An 18,586-nucleotide genomic window follows, 5' to 3' on the forward strand; every position below is an offset into this window, starting at 1 on the left:
CACGAGTCGGTCGCCGACGAGTCAGCCGTAGACGATGCGGCGCAACTGCCGGAGGGAGAGCTCCGGAGGTGCCACCGCGCGATGCGGCAGCTCGGCCGCGATCCGCTCGAAGATCTCCGCGTTGGTGTCTCCACCGGACTGCATCTCCCGGTGGCGGCGGCGGACGAACTCCTCGGTCGTCTCGTCGAAATACGCCAGCACGTCGAGCACCACCCGGGCGGCCTCACCGCGCTGGAGCGCGGTGCTGCGCACGAGATGGTCGATGAGATCGTCGTAGGACGGTCGGCGTTCGAGCACTCGTTGATATTGCGGGGCCAGTAGCGGTCTTCGCAAGAAATCTGCCCGAAATCGGGCAGGGATCGTCGATATCAAGAGCCAAAAGAGGGAAAGTCGTGCTCGAAAAGTTCCGCGATGAAGAACTGAGCGCGACGGCGGGCGCTCGACGGCGGGTGCTCGAAGGCGGATGTGGTGCTCGACGATGGAACGCTTCTTCCGTCAAGAGGGCGGAAATTGGTCTACACCTTGACCGCCGGTGGGGCGCACGGGTCCCATGGGAGTGCTCGGTCGCTCGGCACCACAAGTGAGAACCCGTCGAAGGGACACCCTTGTGAGACAGCACAGATCGTTTCCCCGCCTGTTCGGTTCGCTGCTGCTCGTCGTGGCGGCAGGCGTCTCCAGTGTCGGAGCCGCGCCGGAACGCGTCCGCCCGGCGCCCGCCCATGATGTGAAGGCCCGCCCGCTCGGGCAGGTCGTGCCCGCGCCGGCGCGGGTGCGGCCGGGCGGATCGCCGTACGCCATCACCGCGAGCACCCGGATCAGGGTCGACGCCTCGCGCGCGGACTCGCGCGAGGCGCGGCGGATCGGTTCCTATCTGGCCGGTCTGCTGCGGCCCTCCACCGGTTACGCGCTGCCGGTCACCGAGGGCCATGGCGACGGCGGTATCCGGCTGCGGCTCGGCTCGTCCGACCGGAGCCTGGGCGAGGAGGGCTACCGGCTGGAGTCCGGACGCGGCGGTGTCACCCTCACCGCCCGCGAGCCCGCCGGGCTCTTCCACGGCGTCCAGACGCTGCGGCAGTTGCTGCCCGCCTCGGTGGAGGAGCGGAGCAGACAGCGCGGGCCCTGGACGATCGCGGGCGGCACCATCACCGACACTCCTCGGTACGCCTACCGGGGAGCGATGCTGGATGTCTCACGGCACTTCATGACGGTCAGTCAGGTGAAGCTCTATATAGACCAGTTGGCGCTTTACAAGATCAACAAGCTGCATCTGCACCTCTCCGACGACCAGGGATGGCGGATCGCGGTCGACTCCTGGCCGCGGCTGGCGGCCTACGGCGGATCCACTCAGGTCGGCGGCGGTCCCGGCGGGTACTACACCAAGGCCCAGTACCGCGATCTGGTGAGCTACGCGGCGTCGCGCCAGTTGGAGGTCATCCCGGAGATCGATCTGCCGGGCCACACCAACGCCGCTCTCGCCTCCTACGCCGAGCTGAACTGCGACGGAGTCGCGCCTCCGCTCTACACGGGCACGTCGGTCGGCTTCAGCTCACTGTGCGCGGGCAAGGAGGTGACGTACGACTTCGTGGACGACGTGGTCCGTGAACTGGCCGCGCTCACTCCCGGCAAGTACCTCCACATCGGCGGCGACGAGGCGCACTCCACCAGCCATGAGGACTATGTGGCCTTCATGGACCGCGCGCAGGCCATTGTGCGGAAGTACGGGAAGACCGTGGTCGGCTGGCACCAGCTCACCGGGGCCACGCCGGTGAAGGGCGCCGTCGCCCAGTACTGGGGCTATGACGAGACGGGCGCCGACGAGCGTCTGCGGGTCGCGGCGGCGACGAAGGCGGGCACCCGGCTGGTGCTCTCTCCGGCGGACCGGGTCTATCTCGACATGAAGTACGACCGGAACACCGTGCTGGGGCAGGCATGGGCCGGTTACACCGAGGTCGACCGCGCGTACGACTGGAACCCGGCGACCTATCTCGCCGACGCGGGCGTGGCCGAGGACGCGGTGCTCGGTGTCGAGGCGCCGCTGTGGACCGAGACCATCGTGACGAGCGACCAGCTCGAATCCATGGCCTTCCCGCGGCTGCCGGGCGTCGCGGAGCTCGGCTGGTCGCCGGCGGCCACGCACGACTGGAACACCTACAAGTCGCGGCTGGCGGCGCAGGGACCGCGGATGACGGCGCTCGGGATCGACTACTACCGCTCGCCGCTGGTGCCCTGGCCGGCCGGCTGACACAGGGCGACACCTGGTGAGGCGACGGGCGCGGGAGGTTCCATGGAGCCTCCCGCGCCTCTCGGCGTGGCAGTTCCGCCAGGCCGGCCCGGTCGAGGCACTTCCGTCAGGCGACCTTCTTGGCCTTTTCGATGGCCGCGGCAAGATCGTCCAGGATCGGTGCGCACTTGTCGTACGAGAAGATCGGCTCGGTGACGCGCGGGACGACCTGGCCCGCCTTGACCGCGGGCAACCGGGCCCAGGTCGGCTTCGAGCCCAGCGCGGCGGGCTGGAGCGCCGAGGAGCGGTTGTCCATCATGATGATGTCGGCGTCGTACTTGCCGGCGTTCTCCCAGCTCAGCTCCTCGAAGAAGCCCTGCGCGTTCACCTTGGGCTCGATGAACTTCACGCCGAGCTGCTGGAAGTAGAGCGTGTCGGCGGACATCTTCGCGAGTGAGACATAGAAGAGGTCCTGGCTGGCCGAGGCGACCAGCACCTTGATCTCCGGCTTTGACTTGGCCGCCTGGCGCAGCCGCTCCGCGGCCTTCTCGAAGCGCGCCTTGGCGTCCGTCACCTTCGGTGACCCGAGATCGGCGCCGAGCGATTCGGCCAGCTCCGCATGGCGCCGGATCGCCTGCGGGATGGTGGTCTCCGCCGCCCACAGGGCCACGCTCGGGGCCAGCTCAAGGATCTTGTCCTTGGACTGCTCGGGCACGTACCAGAGTTCGCCCTTCAGCCACTGCGCGGTGACGAGCAGCTCGGGACTGAGCGCGGCGTACTTCTCGACATTGAACTCGCCCCAGACATTGCCGAGTATCTCGACCTTGTCGATGTCGAGGTCGCCGGCCTGGACGTCGGGCCTGCCGTCCTTCGTCTTGGTCGGGCCGAAGACGCCCTTCACCGCGATGCCGTAGTCGTGCAGCGCGGCGGCCGTGCCGGTGAAGGCGACGATGTTCTTGGGGACGGCGTCGGCCTTCGCGGTCTGGCCGCGGTCGTCCTTGAAGGACCACGGGCCCGGCTTCGCGGCGTCCGTGTCCGTGGCCGAGCCGTCCTTCGCGTCACTGTCACCGCAGGCGGCGAGCACGGCGCCGAGTCCGACGGCGCCACCGGCGGCGAGGAGACCGCGACGGGAGAGAGGGAGAGTTCGGGCGTGGGGCATGGCGGATCCGCTTCCGTACGTTCGATGAGGTGAGCAAGGTTAGCCTAGCCTTACTAACTTTCCGCTACGGAGGCGGGCCGGACGGGCCCTGTGCGCGCCGGTCGCCGAAGCGGGCCTGGTGGCGACCGCGCGGGCCCGTAAGACCCACCCGCCTCGCTCGCAGCCTTCCGCTCCGGCCGTCGCGATGATCGACCGGACCGGCCTCAGCCCGTCAGGCCCAGTTCCCGTGCGATCAGCATCCGCTGGACCTCGCTGGTGCCCTCACCGATCTCCAGGATCTTGGAGTCGCGCCACATCCTGGCCACCGGATACTCGTTCATAAAGCCGTAGCCGCCATGGATCTGAGTGGCCTCACGGGCGTTGTCCACCGCGATCGTCGACGAGTACAGCTTCGCCAGCGCCGCCTCCTTCTTGAACGGTTCGCCGTGAGTGAGCCGGGAGGCCGCGTCCCGCCAGCCGATCCTCGCCATATGGGCGCGCATCTCCATGTCGGCGATCTTGAACTGGATCGCCTGGTTGTCGCCGATCGGCCGTCCGAAGGCGTGCCTCTCCTTCGCGTACGCCACCGACTCGTCCACACAGCCCTGGGCCAGGCCCGTCGCCAGCGCGGAGATCGCGATACGGCCCTCGTCGAGGATGCGCAGGAACTGGGCGTAGCCGCGTCCCTCCTCGCCGAGCAGATTCGCCAGCGGGACCCGTACGTCCGAGAAGGAGAGCTCGCGGGTGTCCGACGCGTTCCAGCCGACCTTGGAGTACGGTGCGGCGACCGTGAAGCCGGGAGTGCCGGACGGGACGATGATCGAGGAGATCTCCGGCCGCCCGCCGGAGGAATCGGACGCCGCCTTGCGGCCGGTCACGGCCGTGACCGTGACCAGGCCCGTGATGTCCGTCCCGGAGTTGGTGATGAAGCACTTCGTGCCGTTGATCACCCACTCGTCGCCGTCCCGCACGGCGGTGGTGCGGGTGCCGCCGGCGTCCGAACCGCAGTCGGGCTCGGTCAGGCCGAACGCGCCGAGCAGCTCGCCCGAGCAGAGCCGGGGCAGCCACTCCCGCTTCTGCTCCTCCGTACCGAAGCGGTAGACGGGCATGGCACCCAGCGAGACCCCCGCCTCCAAGGTGATCGCCACCGAGGAGTCCACCCGGGCCAGCTCTTCGAGGGCGATACCGAGCGCGAGATAGTCGCCGCCCATACCGCCGTACTCCTCCGGGAAGGGCAGGCCGAACAGGCCCATCCGGCCCATCTCACGGACGATCTCGTACGGGAACTCGTGCCGCTCGTAGAAGTCCCCGATCTTGGGCGCGACGACATCGCGGGCGAACTCCGCGACGGTGCGGCGCAGTTCTTCGTGCTCGGCGGAGAGCCGGTGGTCCAGGGACATGGCGGAGGTCACTCCTTGTGGGAGAGGGCTCGGACGGTACGGGAAGGGCTGGGGCGGCCCAGCCGTTCGGCCAGCCAGACGCTGGTGGCGGTGAGCCGGCCGAGATCGACGCCGGTTTCCACACCGAGGCCGTTGAGCATCCACACGAGGTCTTCGGTGGCGAGGTTTCCGGTGGCGCTCCTCGCGTACGGGCAGCCGCCGAGGCCGCCGGCGGAGGCGTCCACGGTGGTCACTCCGTGCTGGAGCGCGGCGAGGGTGTTGGCGAGGGCCTGGCCGTAGGTGTCGTGGAAGTGCACGCCGATGGCATTGGTCGGCACGCCTTCCTCGTTCAGCTCGGCGAGCAGGGTCTGCACATGTCCGGGCGTGGCGACGCCGATGGTGTCGCCGAGGCTCAGCTCGTCACAGCCCAGATCCATCAGAGCCTTGGCGACGCGGACGACCTGGTGGACCGGGACGGGTCCTTCCCAGGGGTCGCCGAAGCACATGGAGAGATAGCCGCGGACATGGATCTTGTTGTCGCGGGCCCTGGCGACGACCGGCTCGAACATGGCGAGTGACTCGTCCACCGTCCGGTTGAGATTGGCCTTGGCGAACGACTCGGTGGCGCTGCCGAACACGGCGATACGGCGAGCGCCGAGAGCGATGGCGCGGTCGAGCCCGCGGGCGTTCGGCACGAGGACGGGAAGGTCCGCCTCCACTCCGTCCAGCATCGGGAACAGCGCCTCGGCGTCGGCCAGTTGCGGCACCCATTTCGGGTGTACGAAGCTGGTGGCCTCGATGGTGGTCAGTCCGGCGCCGGCGAGCCGGTGGATGAACTCCGCCTTGGTCTCGGTCGGTACGACGGTCCGCTCGTTCTGCAGCCCGTCGCGCGCGCCCACTTCATGGATACGGACCCGGGGCGGCAGGCCCTGCGCGGGCACGGCCATGGGCAGTCCGTCGGTCATGACGCCTCCTGAGCGGTCTCCCGGACGGTCTCCGGGCCGGTCTCCGGACGGGTCTCCCGGGCGGTGTCCGGACGGGTCTCCCGGGCGGTGTCCGCCGGGGCGACGACCGCCAGTATCTGGTCCATGGCGACGGTGGAACCAGGCGTCACATCCAGCTCGGTGACGGTGCCGTCGTGCGGCGCGGAGATGACGTGCTCCATCTTCATCGCCTCGACGACCAGCAGGCTCTGACCGGCCGTCACCTTGTCTCCCTTGGCCACCTTGACCACGGTGACGGTCCCCGGCATGGGCGCGGTCAGCGAGTCCACGCCGGTCAGGCCGGCGGCGCCGAGCAGAGCGGCCTCGACCGGGTCGTGGTCCTGTACGTTCCAGCTCTCGCCGTCCCTGCCGAGCCAGGTACCGGCCCGGTGGAAGGTGTGCGTCACACCGTCCACGGTGACCGTGACACGGGTGGGCTCCACACGGAACCGGTCCCGCCGCCGCACTTCCCGCGTCACCGGTTCGTGTCCCGCCACCCGCAGCGGATGCCGTACGGCGACGGGCTCGCCGCCGAGGCGCCAGCCGCTCGGTACGGAGAACGGGTCCAGCCAGCCCGCCGCGAGAGGCGGCCGGAGCTCCGCCTGGCGGACCGCGGCCGCCGCCGCGTAGACCTCGGCCGGGACCGCGTCGTCCAGCAGGCCCGCCGCCTCGCGCTCGACCAGGCCCGTGTCCAGCTCGCCCGCGATCACCGCCGGATGGGCCAGCAGACGGCGGAGGAAGCCGGCGTTCGTCGGGACTCCGAGCGTGACCGTCTCCGCGAGAGCGGCGCGGAGCTTGCGCAGGGCCGTGGCGCGGTCCGGAGCGTAGGCGATGACCTTGGAGAGCATCGGGTCGTACGCGCTGCCGACCTCGGTGCCCTCACTGAGCCCCGAGTCCGTCCGTACGCCGTCGCCCTCCGGCTCGCGCAGCGCGAGGACCGTACCGCCCGAGGGAAGGAAGCCGCGCGCCGGGTCCTCGGCGCAGACCCGGGCCTCGACCGCGTGTCCGGTGAGCGTGATGTCGGCCTGGGCGAAGGGCAGCCGCTCGCCGGAGGCCACGCGGAGCTGCCACTCCACCAGATCCAGGCCGGTGATCAGCTCCGTCACCGGATGCTCGACCTGGAGGCGGGTGTTCATCTCCATGAAGAAGTACGACGAGGGGTCGCGGCCCGGGACGATGAACTCGACCGTCCCCGCGCCCGTGTAGCCGCAGGAGCGCGCCGCCCGCACCGCCGCCTCGCCCATCGCCGACCGGGTCGCCTCGTCCAGCAGGACGGAGGGAGCCTCCTCGATGATCTTCTGATGGCGGCGCTGGAGCGAGCACTCGCGCTCGCCGAGATGCACCACATCGCCGTGGCCGTCCGCGAGGACCTGGATCTCGATATGGCGCGGACGGTCCACCCAGCGCTCGACGAGCAGCGTGTCGTCGCCGAAGGAGGACCGCGCCTCCCGGCGGGCCGCCGCGATCTCCTCGGCGAGAAGGGCCTCGGCACGCACCAGCCGCATGCCCTTGCCACCGCCGCCCGCCGAGGGCTTCAGCAGCACCGGCATACCGATCTCCACCGCCGCGGCGGCCAGTTGGGCATCGCTCAGCCCGCTGCCGGAGGACCCGGGGACGACCGGGACTCCGGCCGTCCGCACCGTCTCCTTGGCGCGGATCTTGTCGCCCATCAGATCGATGGCGTCGGCGGGCGGCCCGATGAAGACCAGGCCCGCGTCCGCACAGGCCCGCGCGAAGGCGGCGTTCTCCGCGAGGAAGCCATAGCCCGGGTGCACCGCCTGCGCGCCGGTCCGGGCGGCCGCGGCCAGCAGCCGGTCGACGGAGAGATAGCTCTCCGCGGCCGCCGCCGGCCCGATCCGTACCGCTGTGTCGGCCTCCCGTACATGCCGGGCGTCCGCGTCCGCGTCGCTGAAGACCGCGACCGAGCGCACGCCCAGCGCCCGCAGGGTGCGGATGACGCGGACCGCGATCTCGCCGCGGTTGGCGATCAGAACCGTGTCGAACATTCCCACCCTCACATCCGGAAGACGCCGTAGCCGGGCTCACCCAGCGGGGCGTTGGCACACGCGGTCAGGGCCAGGCCCACCACCTGACGGGTCTCCAGCGGATCGATCACGCCGTCGTCCCACAGCCGCGCGGTCGCGTAGTAGGCGTTGCCCTGGGTCTCGTACTGGGCGCGGATCGGATCCTTGAAGGACTCCTCGTCCGCCGGCGCCCACTCGTCGCCGCGGCCCTCGATCTGGTCGCGCTTGACGGTCGCCAGCACGGAGGCGGCCTGTTCGCCGCCCATCACCGAGATCTTGGCGTTGGGCCACATCCAGAGGAAGCGCGGGGAGTAGGCGCGCCCGCACATGGAGTAGTTGCCCGCGCCGTACGAACCGCCGACCACCACGGTCAGCTTCGGCACACGCGCGCAGGCCACGGCCGTCACCATCTTCGCGCCGTGCTTGGCGATGCCGCCCGCCTCGTAGGCCCGTCCGACCATGAAGCCGGAGATGTTCTGGAGGAAGAGGAGCGGGATGCCGCGCTGGTCGCACAGCTCGATGAAGTGCGCGCCCTTCTGGGCGGATTCGGAGAACAGGATGCCGTTGTTGGCGACGATGCCGACCGGATGGCCGTGCACCCGGGCGAATCCGGTGACCAGCGTCGTACCGAACTCGGCCTTGAACTCCGCGAACCGCGAGCCGTCGACCAGCCGTGCGATGACCTCACGGACGTCGTAGGGAGTACGGGAGTCGACCGGCACCGCGCCGTACAGCCCGGCGGGATCGACCTTGGGCTCCTCGACCGGCTCCACGGACCAGGGCAGCGCGCCTCGCGCGGGCAGAGTGGAGACGATGGTCCTGACGATCCGCAGGGCGTGCGCGTCGTCCTCCGCGAGATGGTCGGTGACTCCGGACGTCCGGGAGTGGACCTCGCCGCCGCCCAGCTCCTCGGCCGTGACGACCTCGCCGGTCGCCGCCTTCACCAGCGGCGGGCCGCCGAGGAAGATCGTGCCCTGGCCGCGCACGATCACCGCCTCGTCGCTCATCGCCGGGACATAGGCCCCGCCCGCCGTGCAGGAACCGAGCACGGCGGCGATCTGCGGGATGCCGGCGCCGGACATCCGGGCCTGGTTGTAGAAGATCCGCCCGAAGTGGTCCCGGTCGGGGAAGACCTCGTCCTGCATCGGCAGGAAGGCGCCGCCCGAGTCCACGAGATACAGGCACGGGAGGCGGTTCTCCAGGGCCACCTCCTGGGCGCGGAGATGTTTCTTCACCGTCATCGGGTAGTACGTGCCGCCCTTGACCGTGGCGTCATTGGCGACGATCACCACCTCGCGGCCGCTGACCCGGCCGATCCCGGCGATCACTCCGGCGGCCGGCGCCGAGCCTCCGTACATCCCTTCGGCCGCCAGCGGTGCCAGCTCAAGGAAGGGCGAGCCGGGATCGAGGAGCGTGTCCACGCGGTCGCGCGGCAGCAGCTTCCCGCGCGCCGTGTGCCGGGCGCGGGCCTTCTCGCCGCCGCCGAGGCGCGCCGCGGCCAGCCGGGCCCGCAGACCGCCGGCCAGCTCCTCGTGCGCCGCCTCGTTGGCCCGCCAGGCCTCGGACGCCGGATCGGCGGCGCTCGCCAGCACTGGTGCCTGCCGCATAGCTCGTAGCTCCCTCGCCGGGCTCGCTGAGTTAGTGAGCGTTAACGTCATCGCTTCCAGGTTAACGACCGCTAACGGCCCTGTCTAGAATGATTTCTCATGAGCACCAGGACCGCGGCCCCGACCCGCCGCGAGCAGATCCTCAGCGAGGCCGCCCGCCTCTTCGCGGAGCGCGGGTTCCACGGGGTCGGCGTCGATGAGATAGGGGCGGCCGTCGGTATCAGCGGGCCGGGTCTCTACCGCCATTTCGCGGGCAAGGACGCGATGCTCGCGGAGCTGCTGGTCGGCATCAGCGGCCGGCTGCTGGACGGCGGAAGACTGCGGGTGCGCGGCGCGGGAGCGGCCGGCGATCCGGCCGCCGTGCTGGCCTCACTGATCGACGGACACATCGACTTCGCTCTGGACGACCGGCCGCTGATCACGCTGCACGACCGGGAGCTGGACCGGCTCAGGGACAGCGACCGCAAGCTGGTGCGGCAGCTCCAGCGGCAGTATGTGGAGCTCTGGGTCGCGGTGGTGCGGGAGCTGTATCCGGAGGTGCCGGAGTCGCAGGCGCGCGGCGCCGTGCACGCCGTCTTCGGCCTCCTGAACTCGACGCCGCACCTCGGCTCGTACGGCAGCGGTCTGCCGGGCCGCGCGGCGATGGAGTCCTTGCTGCGCCGGCTCGCGCACGGCGCCTTCGCGGCGCTCGGAGACGGAAGCGGCGGCCGTTCCACCCACGGGAGCGAAGGAAGCGACATGACCGGGAGCGACGCGGCCGGGCCCGTGTGACGCCGGATACACCGGTGACGGCGGGGACGGCTGCCCGGCGGGCTCGCCACGCGCCGGGAGGCCCGGGATCGCTCCGGGACCCGTCCGGCGACCGGGACGAGCGGCACGGCGCGTACACCTGACGGCACAATGGGCTCATGCCGATACCGACCAGAGCCGCGCTCGTCGACCATCTCGTCCGTAGCCGCATCGCCGGAGATGTCGCCACGCCCCGTGACAACAACCTCTCCCACTACCGCAAGCTCGCCAACGGCGACCGCCACTACTGGCTGGGCCTGGAGCTGGGAGACCGCTGGACCGACGAGCAGGATGTGCTCGCCGTGATGGCCGAGCGGTGCGGGGTCAGCGACGACCCGGACCACCGCGCCGGCCAGGACACCATTGATCCCGAGCTGACCGTCGCCGCACTGGAGCGGATGGCGGCCAGGCTGCGCAAGGCCGCGTCGGGCCGGCAGCGCGTGCTGTTCGCGACCGGTCACCCGGGTGGGCTGCTGGACGTCCACCGGCAGACCGCGGACGCCCTGCGGGCCGCGGGCTGCGAGATCGTACGGATCCCCGGCGGGCTCACGGCGGACGAGGGCATGGTCTTCCAGTTCGCCGATGTGGCGATGCTGGAGCGCGGTGCCACTCTCTGGCACACCCACTCGCCGGAGCCCATGCGGGCGATCCTGGACGGTCTGGAGCGCGAGGGCCGACCACAGCCGGATCTGGTGGTCGCGGACCACGGCTGGGCGGGCTGCGCCGGACAGCGCGGGCTGGACGCCGTGGGCTACGCGGACAGCAACGACCCCGCGCTCTTCCTCGCCGAGGCGGAAGGCACCCTGGAGGTCACGGTCCCGTTGGACGACCATGTCACGGACCCGCGCTTCTACGACCCGATGACGGCGTATCTGCTGGACCAGGCGGGCCTGAGCTGACGCGCGGCCGGCAGGCCCGGTCCGTGCCCGGCGCGGCCCGTCCCGGGACGTCCGGCCGGGCCGCCCGGTCCTACAGGCCCATCGACTTGGCGATGATCATCTTCATGACCTCGCTGGTGCCGCCGTAGATCCGGTTGACGCGGTTGTCCGCGTACAGCCGGGCGATCGGGTACTCGTTCATATAGCCGTAGCCGCCGTGGAGCTGAAGGCACTTGTCGATGACGCGGTGCGCGACCTCGGTGGTGAAGAGCTTCGCGGAGGCGGCCTCGGCGGCGGTCAGCTCGCCCAGGTCATGGGCCTCCAGCGCGCGGTCGACGACGGCCTCGGCCGCGTCCACCTCGGCCTTGCAGGCGGCCAGCTCGAACTTGGTGTTCTGGAAGGACGCGACGGTCTTGCCGAAGACGGTCCGCTCCCGCACGTAGTTCTGCGCGAACCGGACCGCGGCGGCGGCCTGCGCGTAGGCGCCGACGGCGATGCCCAGACGCTCCTGCGGCAGATTCTGGCCGAGGTAGGAGAAGCCCTTGTTCTCCTCGCCGAGCAGGTCCCCGACCGGGACCTTGACATCGGTGAAGGACAGCTCGGCGGTGTCGGAGGTCTTCAGGCCCAGCTTGTCGAGCTTGCGGCCGACCGCGTATCCCTCGGACGTGGTGTCCACGACCAGCAGGGAGATGCCGAAGCGGCGGTCCTCCGGCGTCGGAGCGGCGGTGCGGGCGCAGACGATGACACGGTCCGCGTGGACACCGCCGGTGATGAAGGTCTTGGCGCCGTTCAGGACGTAGTGCGTGCCGTCCTCGGAGAGCCTGGCGGTGGTCTTCATCCCGGCCAGATCGGAACCGGTGCCCGGCTCGGTCATGGCTATCGCGTACATGCTGCGGCCGCTGACGAAGTCGGGCAGCCAGCGCTTCTTCTGCTCGTCGGTGGCGTACGCCTTCAGATACGGCAGGCAGAGCGCGACATGGACGCCGGAGCCGCCGAAGGAGACACCGGCGCGGGCCGACTCCTCGGAGATGACCGCCTGGAACTTGAACGACTCCTCGCCCGCGCCGCCGTACTCCTCCGGCACCTCGATCCCGAAGATGCCCAGCTCGCCGAGCTTGTAGTAGAAGTCGCGCGGTGCCTGGCCCGCCGCGTACCACTCGTCGTAGACAGGGACGACCTCGGCCTCGATGAAGGCGCGGATGGTCTCCCGGAACGCCTCGTGGTCCTCGTTGTAAACGGTACGGCGCACGACGCGGGCTCCTTTGCGGCTGGACCGCCGCCGCTCCCACGGAGGTGGTCGCTCGCCATCGGGGTTGCTCGGATGATGGCTACGGCAGTGAATCTAAGCGCTTGCTCAGGAGTAAGTTACCCGGCGGTTCGCAAGAGTGTCCAGGGGCCCGGAGAGCGCGGAGCGGTCGCGCGCGTCACACCCGGCGCAGCGCGAACCACAGCTCCATCCGTACGTCGGCGTCGTCCAGATCGGCGTCCAGCAGGGCCGCGCAGCGGGCGATCCGCTGGCGGACGGTATTGCGGTGGACGGCCAGCGCCACCGCCGTACGGTCCCAGCCACCGTGCAGCGAGAGCCAGGCGCGGAGCGTCTCGACCAGCGCGGGTGAGCCGGCGAGTGGCGCCAGCCTGGCGCGGGCGTGGGACGCCGCCTCATCGGCGTCGAACAGGCCGTCGAGTCCGGTCCCGGCCGCCGTCTCGCGATGCCGTACGAGATCCGCGCGAGTGGCCTCGGCGCGGCGCAGCGCGCGTGCCGCGCGGGTGTCGGCGGCGGCCAGTTCCGCCGGCGCGGCCGGCCCGCTGACGCCGAGTGTCCAGCCGGGCTGCGGCGTGACCCCGCGGTCGGTGAGAACGCGGACCGAGCCGCCGTCCGTCTCGAAGAGCGAGCTGCCCAGGGCCGCCGCCAGCGCTCCCGCGGCGAAAGGTGTGCCGCCGCCACGCGCGTGGACCACCGTCCAGGGTCCCGGCCCGAGCAGTGGCGCGGTCTCCTCGGGCGAGGCTCCGAGGAGCAGCCGGACCAGCGCGGCCGAGCGGCCGGCCTCGGGCGCGCCCTGGTGCGGCGTGGTCAGCAGCGACAGCAGGACGACGGCGATGCCGGTGATGGTGTGGTCGCCGGCCTCCCGGCCTTCGGTGGCGACGCCGAGGACCAGTCCCTGGCCGCCGCCGAGCGCGAAGGCGGCGAGCCGGCCGCCGTCGGCCGTGTCGGTGGCGGAGGCGGGAGCGGTCGAGCCTCCGCCACCGACACGGCCGACGCCGGTGGCCCCGGACGGCGCGGCGCGCGGTGCCGGGGTCACCACTCCGGCCAGGCGTGCGAGCGCGGTACGGGCCGCCGGGGCCGGCGCGCGGCCCGTCGCGTGCAGTTCCGTGCCGTCCGGTGCGAACAGGACCACGTGTCCGCCGAGCCGCACCGCGAGCTGGCGCAGCACCGAGGGCACCGGATCCTGGCGTGCCGCGGCGGCGGCCAGGCCCTGCTGTGCCTGAGTCACCCGGCGCAGCTCGCGGTGGCGTGCCTCCGCCATCAGCCGCCACACACCGCGCGCGACCGCCGTGAACGGTGTGCGCGGCGGGACCTCCAGCAGCGGCAGGCCATGCCGGTCGCACGCCTCGACCAGGGCGGCCGGCACGGTGTCGTACACCGGGGTCACTCCGAAACCGAGCGCCGCCGCGCCCGCCTCGACCACCCGCGCCGCGTAGGTGTCCGCGTGCGCGTCGGTGAGCTGCACACCGGCGGTCAGCAGCAGCTCGCCGCCGAGCAGATACGGATACGGGTCCGCCATCTCCGAGGTGTGCACCCAGTGCACCGCCGTCGACCCGGCCGCCTCGGCTCCGTCGTCCGACGGCCCCGCGATCCGGCGCAGCCCGAGACGCGTGTCCGCGAGCAGCGCGGCCAGCGGGATCGGCGGAGTGGGCGGGGTCGGCTGGGAAGCCGTGGGGTCCGGCATGGACGGTCCATCCATCGTCGGTGCGGAGAATGGATGAAACGTACACTTCATGGTTGCTTTCCGGCCACCTACCGTCGACTCCCAACAAGAGCCCGTCGACGCGGCGCGGTTCATGGGACGGCGCGGACGGCGCGGTTCATGGGACGGCGCGGCACATCGGACGAAGCGGAGGAAGCCCATGGCTGTGGACTACGCGGTGATCGTCGTCTACCTGGCGGGGATGCTCGCCGTGGGCTGGTGGGGCATGCGCCGCGCCAGGTCCAAGAGCGAGTTCCTGGTCGCGGGACGCAGGCTCGGGCCCTGGATGTATTCCGGCACGATGGCCGCGATCGTCCTCGGCGGCGCCTCGACGATCGGCGGTGTCGGTCTCGGCTACACACACGGTCTGTCCGGCGCCTGGATGGTCTTCACCATCGGCCTCGGGCTGCTGGCGCTCTCGGTCTTCTTCTCCGCGCGGATCGCCCGGCTGAAGGTCTACACGGTCTCCGAGATGCTCGATCTGCGGTACGGCGGCCGGGCCGGTGTCATCTCGGGCATCGTGATGTGGGCGTACACGCTGATGCTCGCGGTCACGTCGACCATCGCGTACGCCACCATCTTCGACGTCCTCTTCGATCTGCACCGGACCGTCGCGATCGTCCTGGGCGGCGCGATCGTCGTCGCGTACTCGGCGCTCGGCGGCATGTGGTCCATCACGCTCACCGACATGGTGCAGTTCGTCGTCAAGACGATCGGTGTGCTGCTGCTTCTGCTGCCCATCGCGGTCGTGAAGGCGGGCGGCTTCGGCGAGATGAGGGCCCGGCTGCCCGACGACTATTTCGCGCCGCTCGGCATCGGCGGCGAGACGATCTTCACCTATGTGCTGATCTACACCTTCGGCATGCTGATCGGACAGGACATCTGGCAGCGGGTGTTCACCGCGCGCGGTGACAAGGTCGCGCGCTGGGGCGGCACCGTCGCCGGTACGTACTGTCTGGCCTACGCGCTCGCCGGCGCCGTCATCGGGACGGCGGCCAAGGTGCTGTATCCGGATCTCGCGAGCGCGGACGACGCTTTCGCGACGATCGTCAAGCAGGAACTGCCCATGGGCGTACGAGGACTGGTGCTGGCCGCCGCACTCGCGGCCGTGATGTCGACCTCGTCGGGTGCGCTGATCGCCTGCGCGACCGTCGCCAACAACGACATCTGGTCGCGGCTGTGCGGCGCCGGCCGCCGCGACGGCGAGGGCGACGAGGTCAGAGGCAACCGGCTCTTCATCCTGATCATGGGAGTGGGAGTGGTCGCTATAGCCATCGCGCTGAACAACGTCGTCGAGGCGCTGACCGTCGCCTACAACCTGCTGGTGGGCGGCCTGCTGGTGCCGATCATCGGCGGGCTGCTGTGGAAGCGCGGCACGGTGTACGGCGCGCTGGCCGCCGTGATCGTCGGAGGCGGGACCGTCATCGGACTGATGGCGGCGTACGGCATCCTCGCCAACGAGCCCATCTACTACGGACTGCTCGCCTCGCTGGCTGCGTATCTGGTCGTCAGCCTGGCCACCAGGCCCACGGACGAGGAGGTGCTGGCCGCCTGGCGCCGGCGCCTCGCCGGAGAGCCGGCGGAGGCGGCCACCGCCGAGGCCGGCGTTCCCGTGGCATAGATCCCCGGACCGGCCCGCTGTCAGTGGGCCGGTCCATTCTTGACAGAGCGACACAGAGCTTGGCAGAGCGGCACAGTGCTTCGCAGAGTGACACGGAGCGGCACAGAGCTTCGCAGAGCGACACAGAGCCGCATGAATAACACAGAGCCGCATGAGTAACACCGGAGAGGCCCGACGATGAGCAGCAACGGACACGAGACCCCGCCGACCGGCCCGGACGGCGGGCCGCGCGGACCCGTCGACTCGTCCCGTATCCCTCGGTACGCGGGACCGGCCACCTTCGCGCGGCTGCCCCGGCTCGACGAGGTCGGCACCACCGATGTCGCCGTGGTCGGAGTGCCCTTCGACGCGGGCGTCTCGTACCGGCCGGGAGCGCGCTTCGGCGGCAACGCGATCCGTGAGGCCTCGCGCCTGCTGCGGCCCTACAACCCGGCGCAGGACGCCTCGCCGTTCGCGCTCGCGCAGGTCGCGGACGCGGGAGACATCGCCGCCAATCCGTTCGACATCATCGAGGCCGTCGAGACGATCGAGGCCGCGGCCGACGGTCTGCTCGGGACCGGTGCCCGTCTGATGACTCTCGGCGGCGACCATACGATCGCGCTGCCGCTGCTGCGCTCCGTGGCGAAGAAGCACGGTCCGGTCGCACTGCTCCACTTCGACGCCCATCTGGACACCTGGGACACCTACTTCGGCGCGGCGTACACCCATGGCACGCCGTTCCGCCGCGCCGTCGAGGAAGGCATCCTGGACACGGAGGCGCTCTCGCATGTCGGCACACGCGGTCCGCTGTACGGCAAGAAGGACCTCGACGACGACGCGAAGATGGGCTTCGGCATCGTCACCTCCGCCGATGTCATGCGCCGCGGTGTGGACGAGGTGACCGACCAGCTACGGCAGCGCGTCGGAGACCGTCCGCTGTACATCTCCGTCGACATCGATGTGCTCGACCCGGCGCACGCGCCCGGCACGGGCACTCCGGAGGCCGGCGGGCTGACCTCGCGCGAACTCCTCGAAATCGTGCGCGGACTGGCTTCCTGCCGGCTGGTCTCGGCGGATGTCGTCGAGGTCGCTCCGGCGTACGACCACGCCGAGATCACCTCGGTCGCCGCGTCCCACACGGCGTACGAGCTGACGACGATCATGTCCCGCCAGATCGCGGAGGCGAGATCGGCGGCGGTGGAGGCGCGGGGTTCGCGGGCGCGCGGTTCGGAGGCCGGAGCCAAGTGACTCACGACCACGACCACGAGACTCCGCGGCTCACGCCGGAGCAGACGGCGGGTGCCCTCGCGCCGCCGGCGGGCCGGAGCGGCGGTGATCTTGTCGTCGAGACGCTGCGCGGCCTCGGCGCCACCACGGTCTTCGGGCTGCCCGGCCAGCACGCTCTCGGTATGTTCGACGCCCTGCGCCGGTCCGATCTGGCCTATGTCGGGCTGCGCGTCGAGAACAACGCGGGCTTCGCCGCCGACGCGTACGGCCGGGTCACCGGCGAGGTCGCCACACTGCTGCTCTCCACCGGCCCCGGCGCGCTCACCTCGCTGGCCGCGCTCCAGGAGGCCGCCGCCGCGTCCGCGCCGGTGCTGGCCATCTCCAGCCAGGTGCCGGCCGCGGGCCTCGGCGGCGGCCGGCACGGCTATCTGCACGAACTGCGCGACCAGCAGGCGTCCTTCCGCGACATCGTGAAGTCCGTCCACACCGTCCGTGCCGCCTCACAGATCCCGTCCGCCATCGCCGCCGCCTGGGAGTCCGCGCTCACCGCGCCGCACGGCCCGGTCTGGGTGGAGATTCCGCAGGACGTCCTGCTGGCGGAGACCACGCTGCCGGTCGTCATGGCGATGGACGCGAGTCCGCGCGAGCTGCCGCCGCGTCCCGAACTGATCGCCGTCGCGGCGCACGCGCTGTCGCATGCCACCCGACCGGTGATCATCGCGGGCGGCGGTGTCGTCCGCGCGGACGCCTCCGGCAAGCTGCGCGCGCTCGCCGAGAAGCTGGACGCGCCGGTCGTCACCACCTTCGGCGGCAAGGGCGCGTTCCCGTGGGAGCATCCGCTGGCCCTCCAGTCCTGGCTGGAGGACCGCCACACCACCGACTTCCTGGAGGACGCGGACGTCCTGCTGGTCGTCGGCTCGGGGCTCGGCGAGCTGTCGTCGAATTACCACACGTTCACACCGCGCGGCCGGGTGATCCAGATCGAGGCGGATCTCGGCAAGCTGGAATCCAACCATCCCGCCCTGGGCATCCACGCCGACGCCAGGATCGCGCTGTCCGCGCTGCTGGAGTCGGTGGCCGAGCGCCGCGATCCGGCGGTGGCCGAGACGGTCCGGACGCTGCTGGCGAAGGTACGGGAGCGTATCGACGCCCAGGGTCTCACTCTGGAGCGGCAGGTGCTGGCCGCCGTCCGCGAGGCGCTGCCCGCCGCGTCTCCGAGCTTCTGGGACATGACGATCCTCGCCTACTGGGCCTGGTCGGCCTGGCCGGGCCCGATGCATTCGGCGCAGGGCGCGGGCGGCCTCGGCTACGGCTTCCCGGCCGCGCTCGGAGCGGCCGCGGCCGATCGGACGAAGCCCGTCCTCGCCGTCTCGGGCGACGGCGGCGCGATGTACTCGATCGCGGAGCTGGCCACCGCCCGCCAGTACGACCTGCCGGTCACGTGGCTGATCGTCGACGACGGCGGCTACGGCATCCTGCGCGAGTACATGAACGACGCCTTCGGCGAGGCCACCGGCACGGAGCTGGCCCGGCCCGACTTCGTGGCCCTCGCCGAGTCCTTCGGCGTCCCCGCGGTCCGTACGACTCCGGAATCCCTGCGCGAGGACCTCGCCCGGTCCCTCGCCGGCCCGGGACCTTCGGTGGTGGTGCTGCCGGCGCTGCTCCGGATGTTCGCGCCGACCCATCTGTGACGGCCCGGGACGGCGGCCGGGCCCGCACCGGAGCCGGATTTGTTGCGGAGGGATGAAATCCGCGGTCGCCCGCGTTGGTGCCT

General features: G+C 71.0%; 14 protein-coding genes. 6 read left to right on the forward strand and 8 right to left on the reverse strand.

What is annotated here, in order from left to right; all coding sequences use genetic code 11:
• Window positions 1-21 precede the first annotated feature (21 nt).
• Complete coding sequence (locus PV679_RS00990; protein WP_319678232.1) at window positions 22-297, reverse strand: hypothetical protein; 276 nt, start codon at window positions 295-297, stop codon at window positions 22-24.
• A gap of 253 nt (window positions 298-550) precedes the next feature.
• Between PV679_RS00990 and PV679_RS00995 the strand changes: the two genes are divergently transcribed.
• Window positions 551-2,242, forward strand: coding sequence for a beta-N-acetylhexosaminidase (locus PV679_RS00995; protein WP_416069628.1), 1,692 nt, complete (start codon window positions 551-553; stop codon window positions 2,240-2,242).
• A gap of 106 nt (window positions 2,243-2,348) precedes the next feature.
• Here the strand turns inward: PV679_RS00995 and PV679_RS01000 are convergent, their stop codons facing one another.
• The 5 genes from PV679_RS01000 to PV679_RS01020 all read right to left on the reverse strand — a co-directional run bounded on the left by PV679_RS01000 (window position 2,349) and on the right by PV679_RS01020 (window position 9,352).
• On the reverse strand, window positions 2,349-3,380 hold the full coding sequence (locus PV679_RS01000) for an ABC transporter substrate-binding protein (RefSeq protein ID WP_319678234.1): 1,032 nt from the start codon (window positions 3,378-3,380) through the stop codon (window positions 2,349-2,351).
• A gap of 203 nt (window positions 3,381-3,583) precedes the next feature.
• A complete protein-coding gene (locus tag PV679_RS01005) occupies window positions 3,584-4,759 on the reverse strand; it encodes an acyl-CoA dehydrogenase family protein (protein ID WP_319678235.1) in 1,176 nt (391 codons plus the stop codon).
• A gap of 8 nt (window positions 4,760-4,767) precedes the next feature.
• Entirely contained in the window at window positions 4,768-5,703 is a 936-nt protein-coding gene (locus PV679_RS01010; protein ID WP_319678236.1) for a hydroxymethylglutaryl-CoA lyase, read from the reverse strand.
• Window positions 5,700-7,727 carry a biotin carboxylase N-terminal domain-containing protein gene (locus PV679_RS01015; RefSeq protein ID WP_319678237.1) on the reverse strand — a complete coding sequence of 676 codons (2,028 nt, stop codon included), beginning with the start codon at window positions 7,725-7,727 and terminating at the stop codon, window positions 5,700-5,702. The genes PV679_RS01010 and PV679_RS01015 overlap by 4 nt, the downstream gene beginning before the upstream one ends.
• Window positions 7,728-7,735: 8 nt before the next feature.
• Complete coding sequence (locus PV679_RS01020) at window positions 7,736-9,352, reverse strand: carboxyl transferase domain-containing protein (protein ID WP_319678238.1); 1,617 nt, start codon at window positions 9,350-9,352, stop codon at window positions 7,736-7,738.
• A 99-nt stretch (window positions 9,353-9,451) separates the two neighbouring features.
• Between PV679_RS01020 and PV679_RS01025 the strand changes: the two genes are divergently transcribed.
• Together PV679_RS01025 and PV679_RS01030 are read left to right on the forward strand one after the other, a co-directional pair.
• The gene (locus PV679_RS01025; RefSeq protein WP_319678239.1) at window positions 9,452-10,123 is read left to right on the forward strand and encodes a TetR/AcrR family transcriptional regulator; all 672 of its coding nucleotides are present in this window, start codon (window positions 9,452-9,454) and stop codon (window positions 10,121-10,123) included.
• A gap of 137 nt (window positions 10,124-10,260) precedes the next feature.
• On the forward strand, window positions 10,261-11,040 hold the full coding sequence (locus PV679_RS01030; RefSeq protein WP_319678240.1) for a phosphatase: 780 nt from the start codon (window positions 10,261-10,263) through the stop codon (window positions 11,038-11,040).
• A 70-nt stretch (window positions 11,041-11,110) separates the two neighbouring features.
• Here the strand turns inward: PV679_RS01030 and PV679_RS01035 are convergent, their stop codons facing one another.
• Window positions 11,111-12,268 carry an acyl-CoA dehydrogenase family protein gene (locus tag PV679_RS01035; RefSeq protein WP_319678241.1) on the reverse strand — a complete coding sequence of 386 codons (1,158 nt, stop codon included), beginning with the start codon at window positions 12,266-12,268 and terminating at the stop codon, window positions 11,111-11,113.
• Window positions 12,269-12,443: 175 nt separating this feature from the next.
• Window positions 12,444-13,967 carry a PucR family transcriptional regulator gene (locus PV679_RS01040; protein WP_319678242.1) on the reverse strand — a complete coding sequence of 508 codons (1,524 nt, stop codon included), beginning with the start codon at window positions 13,965-13,967 and terminating at the stop codon, window positions 12,444-12,446.
• Between the two features lie 178 nt (window positions 13,968-14,145).
• Between PV679_RS01040 and PV679_RS01045 the strand changes: the two genes are divergently transcribed.
• From PV679_RS01045 to PV679_RS01055, 3 genes are all read left to right on the forward strand, one after another.
• A complete protein-coding gene (locus PV679_RS01045; RefSeq protein ID WP_319678243.1) occupies window positions 14,146-15,606 on the forward strand; it encodes a sodium:solute symporter in 1,461 nt (486 codons plus the stop codon).
• Between the two features lie 177 nt (window positions 15,607-15,783).
• The gene (speB, locus tag PV679_RS01050) at window positions 15,784-16,833 is read left to right on the forward strand and encodes an agmatinase (RefSeq protein ID WP_319678244.1); all 1,050 of its coding nucleotides are present in this window, start codon (window positions 15,784-15,786) and stop codon (window positions 16,831-16,833) included.
• The gene (locus PV679_RS01055; protein ID WP_319678245.1) at window positions 16,830-18,503 is read left to right on the forward strand and encodes a thiamine pyrophosphate-binding protein; all 1,674 of its coding nucleotides are present in this window, start codon (window positions 16,830-16,832) and stop codon (window positions 18,501-18,503) included. The genes speB and PV679_RS01055 overlap by 4 nt, the downstream gene beginning before the upstream one ends.
• The last annotated feature ends 83 nt before the right edge of the window (window positions 18,504-18,586 follow it).

This window comes from Streptomyces sp. AK02-01A, from assembly GCF_033795305.1.
GTDB lineage: Bacteria > Actinomycetota > Actinomycetes > Streptomycetales > Streptomycetaceae > Streptomyces.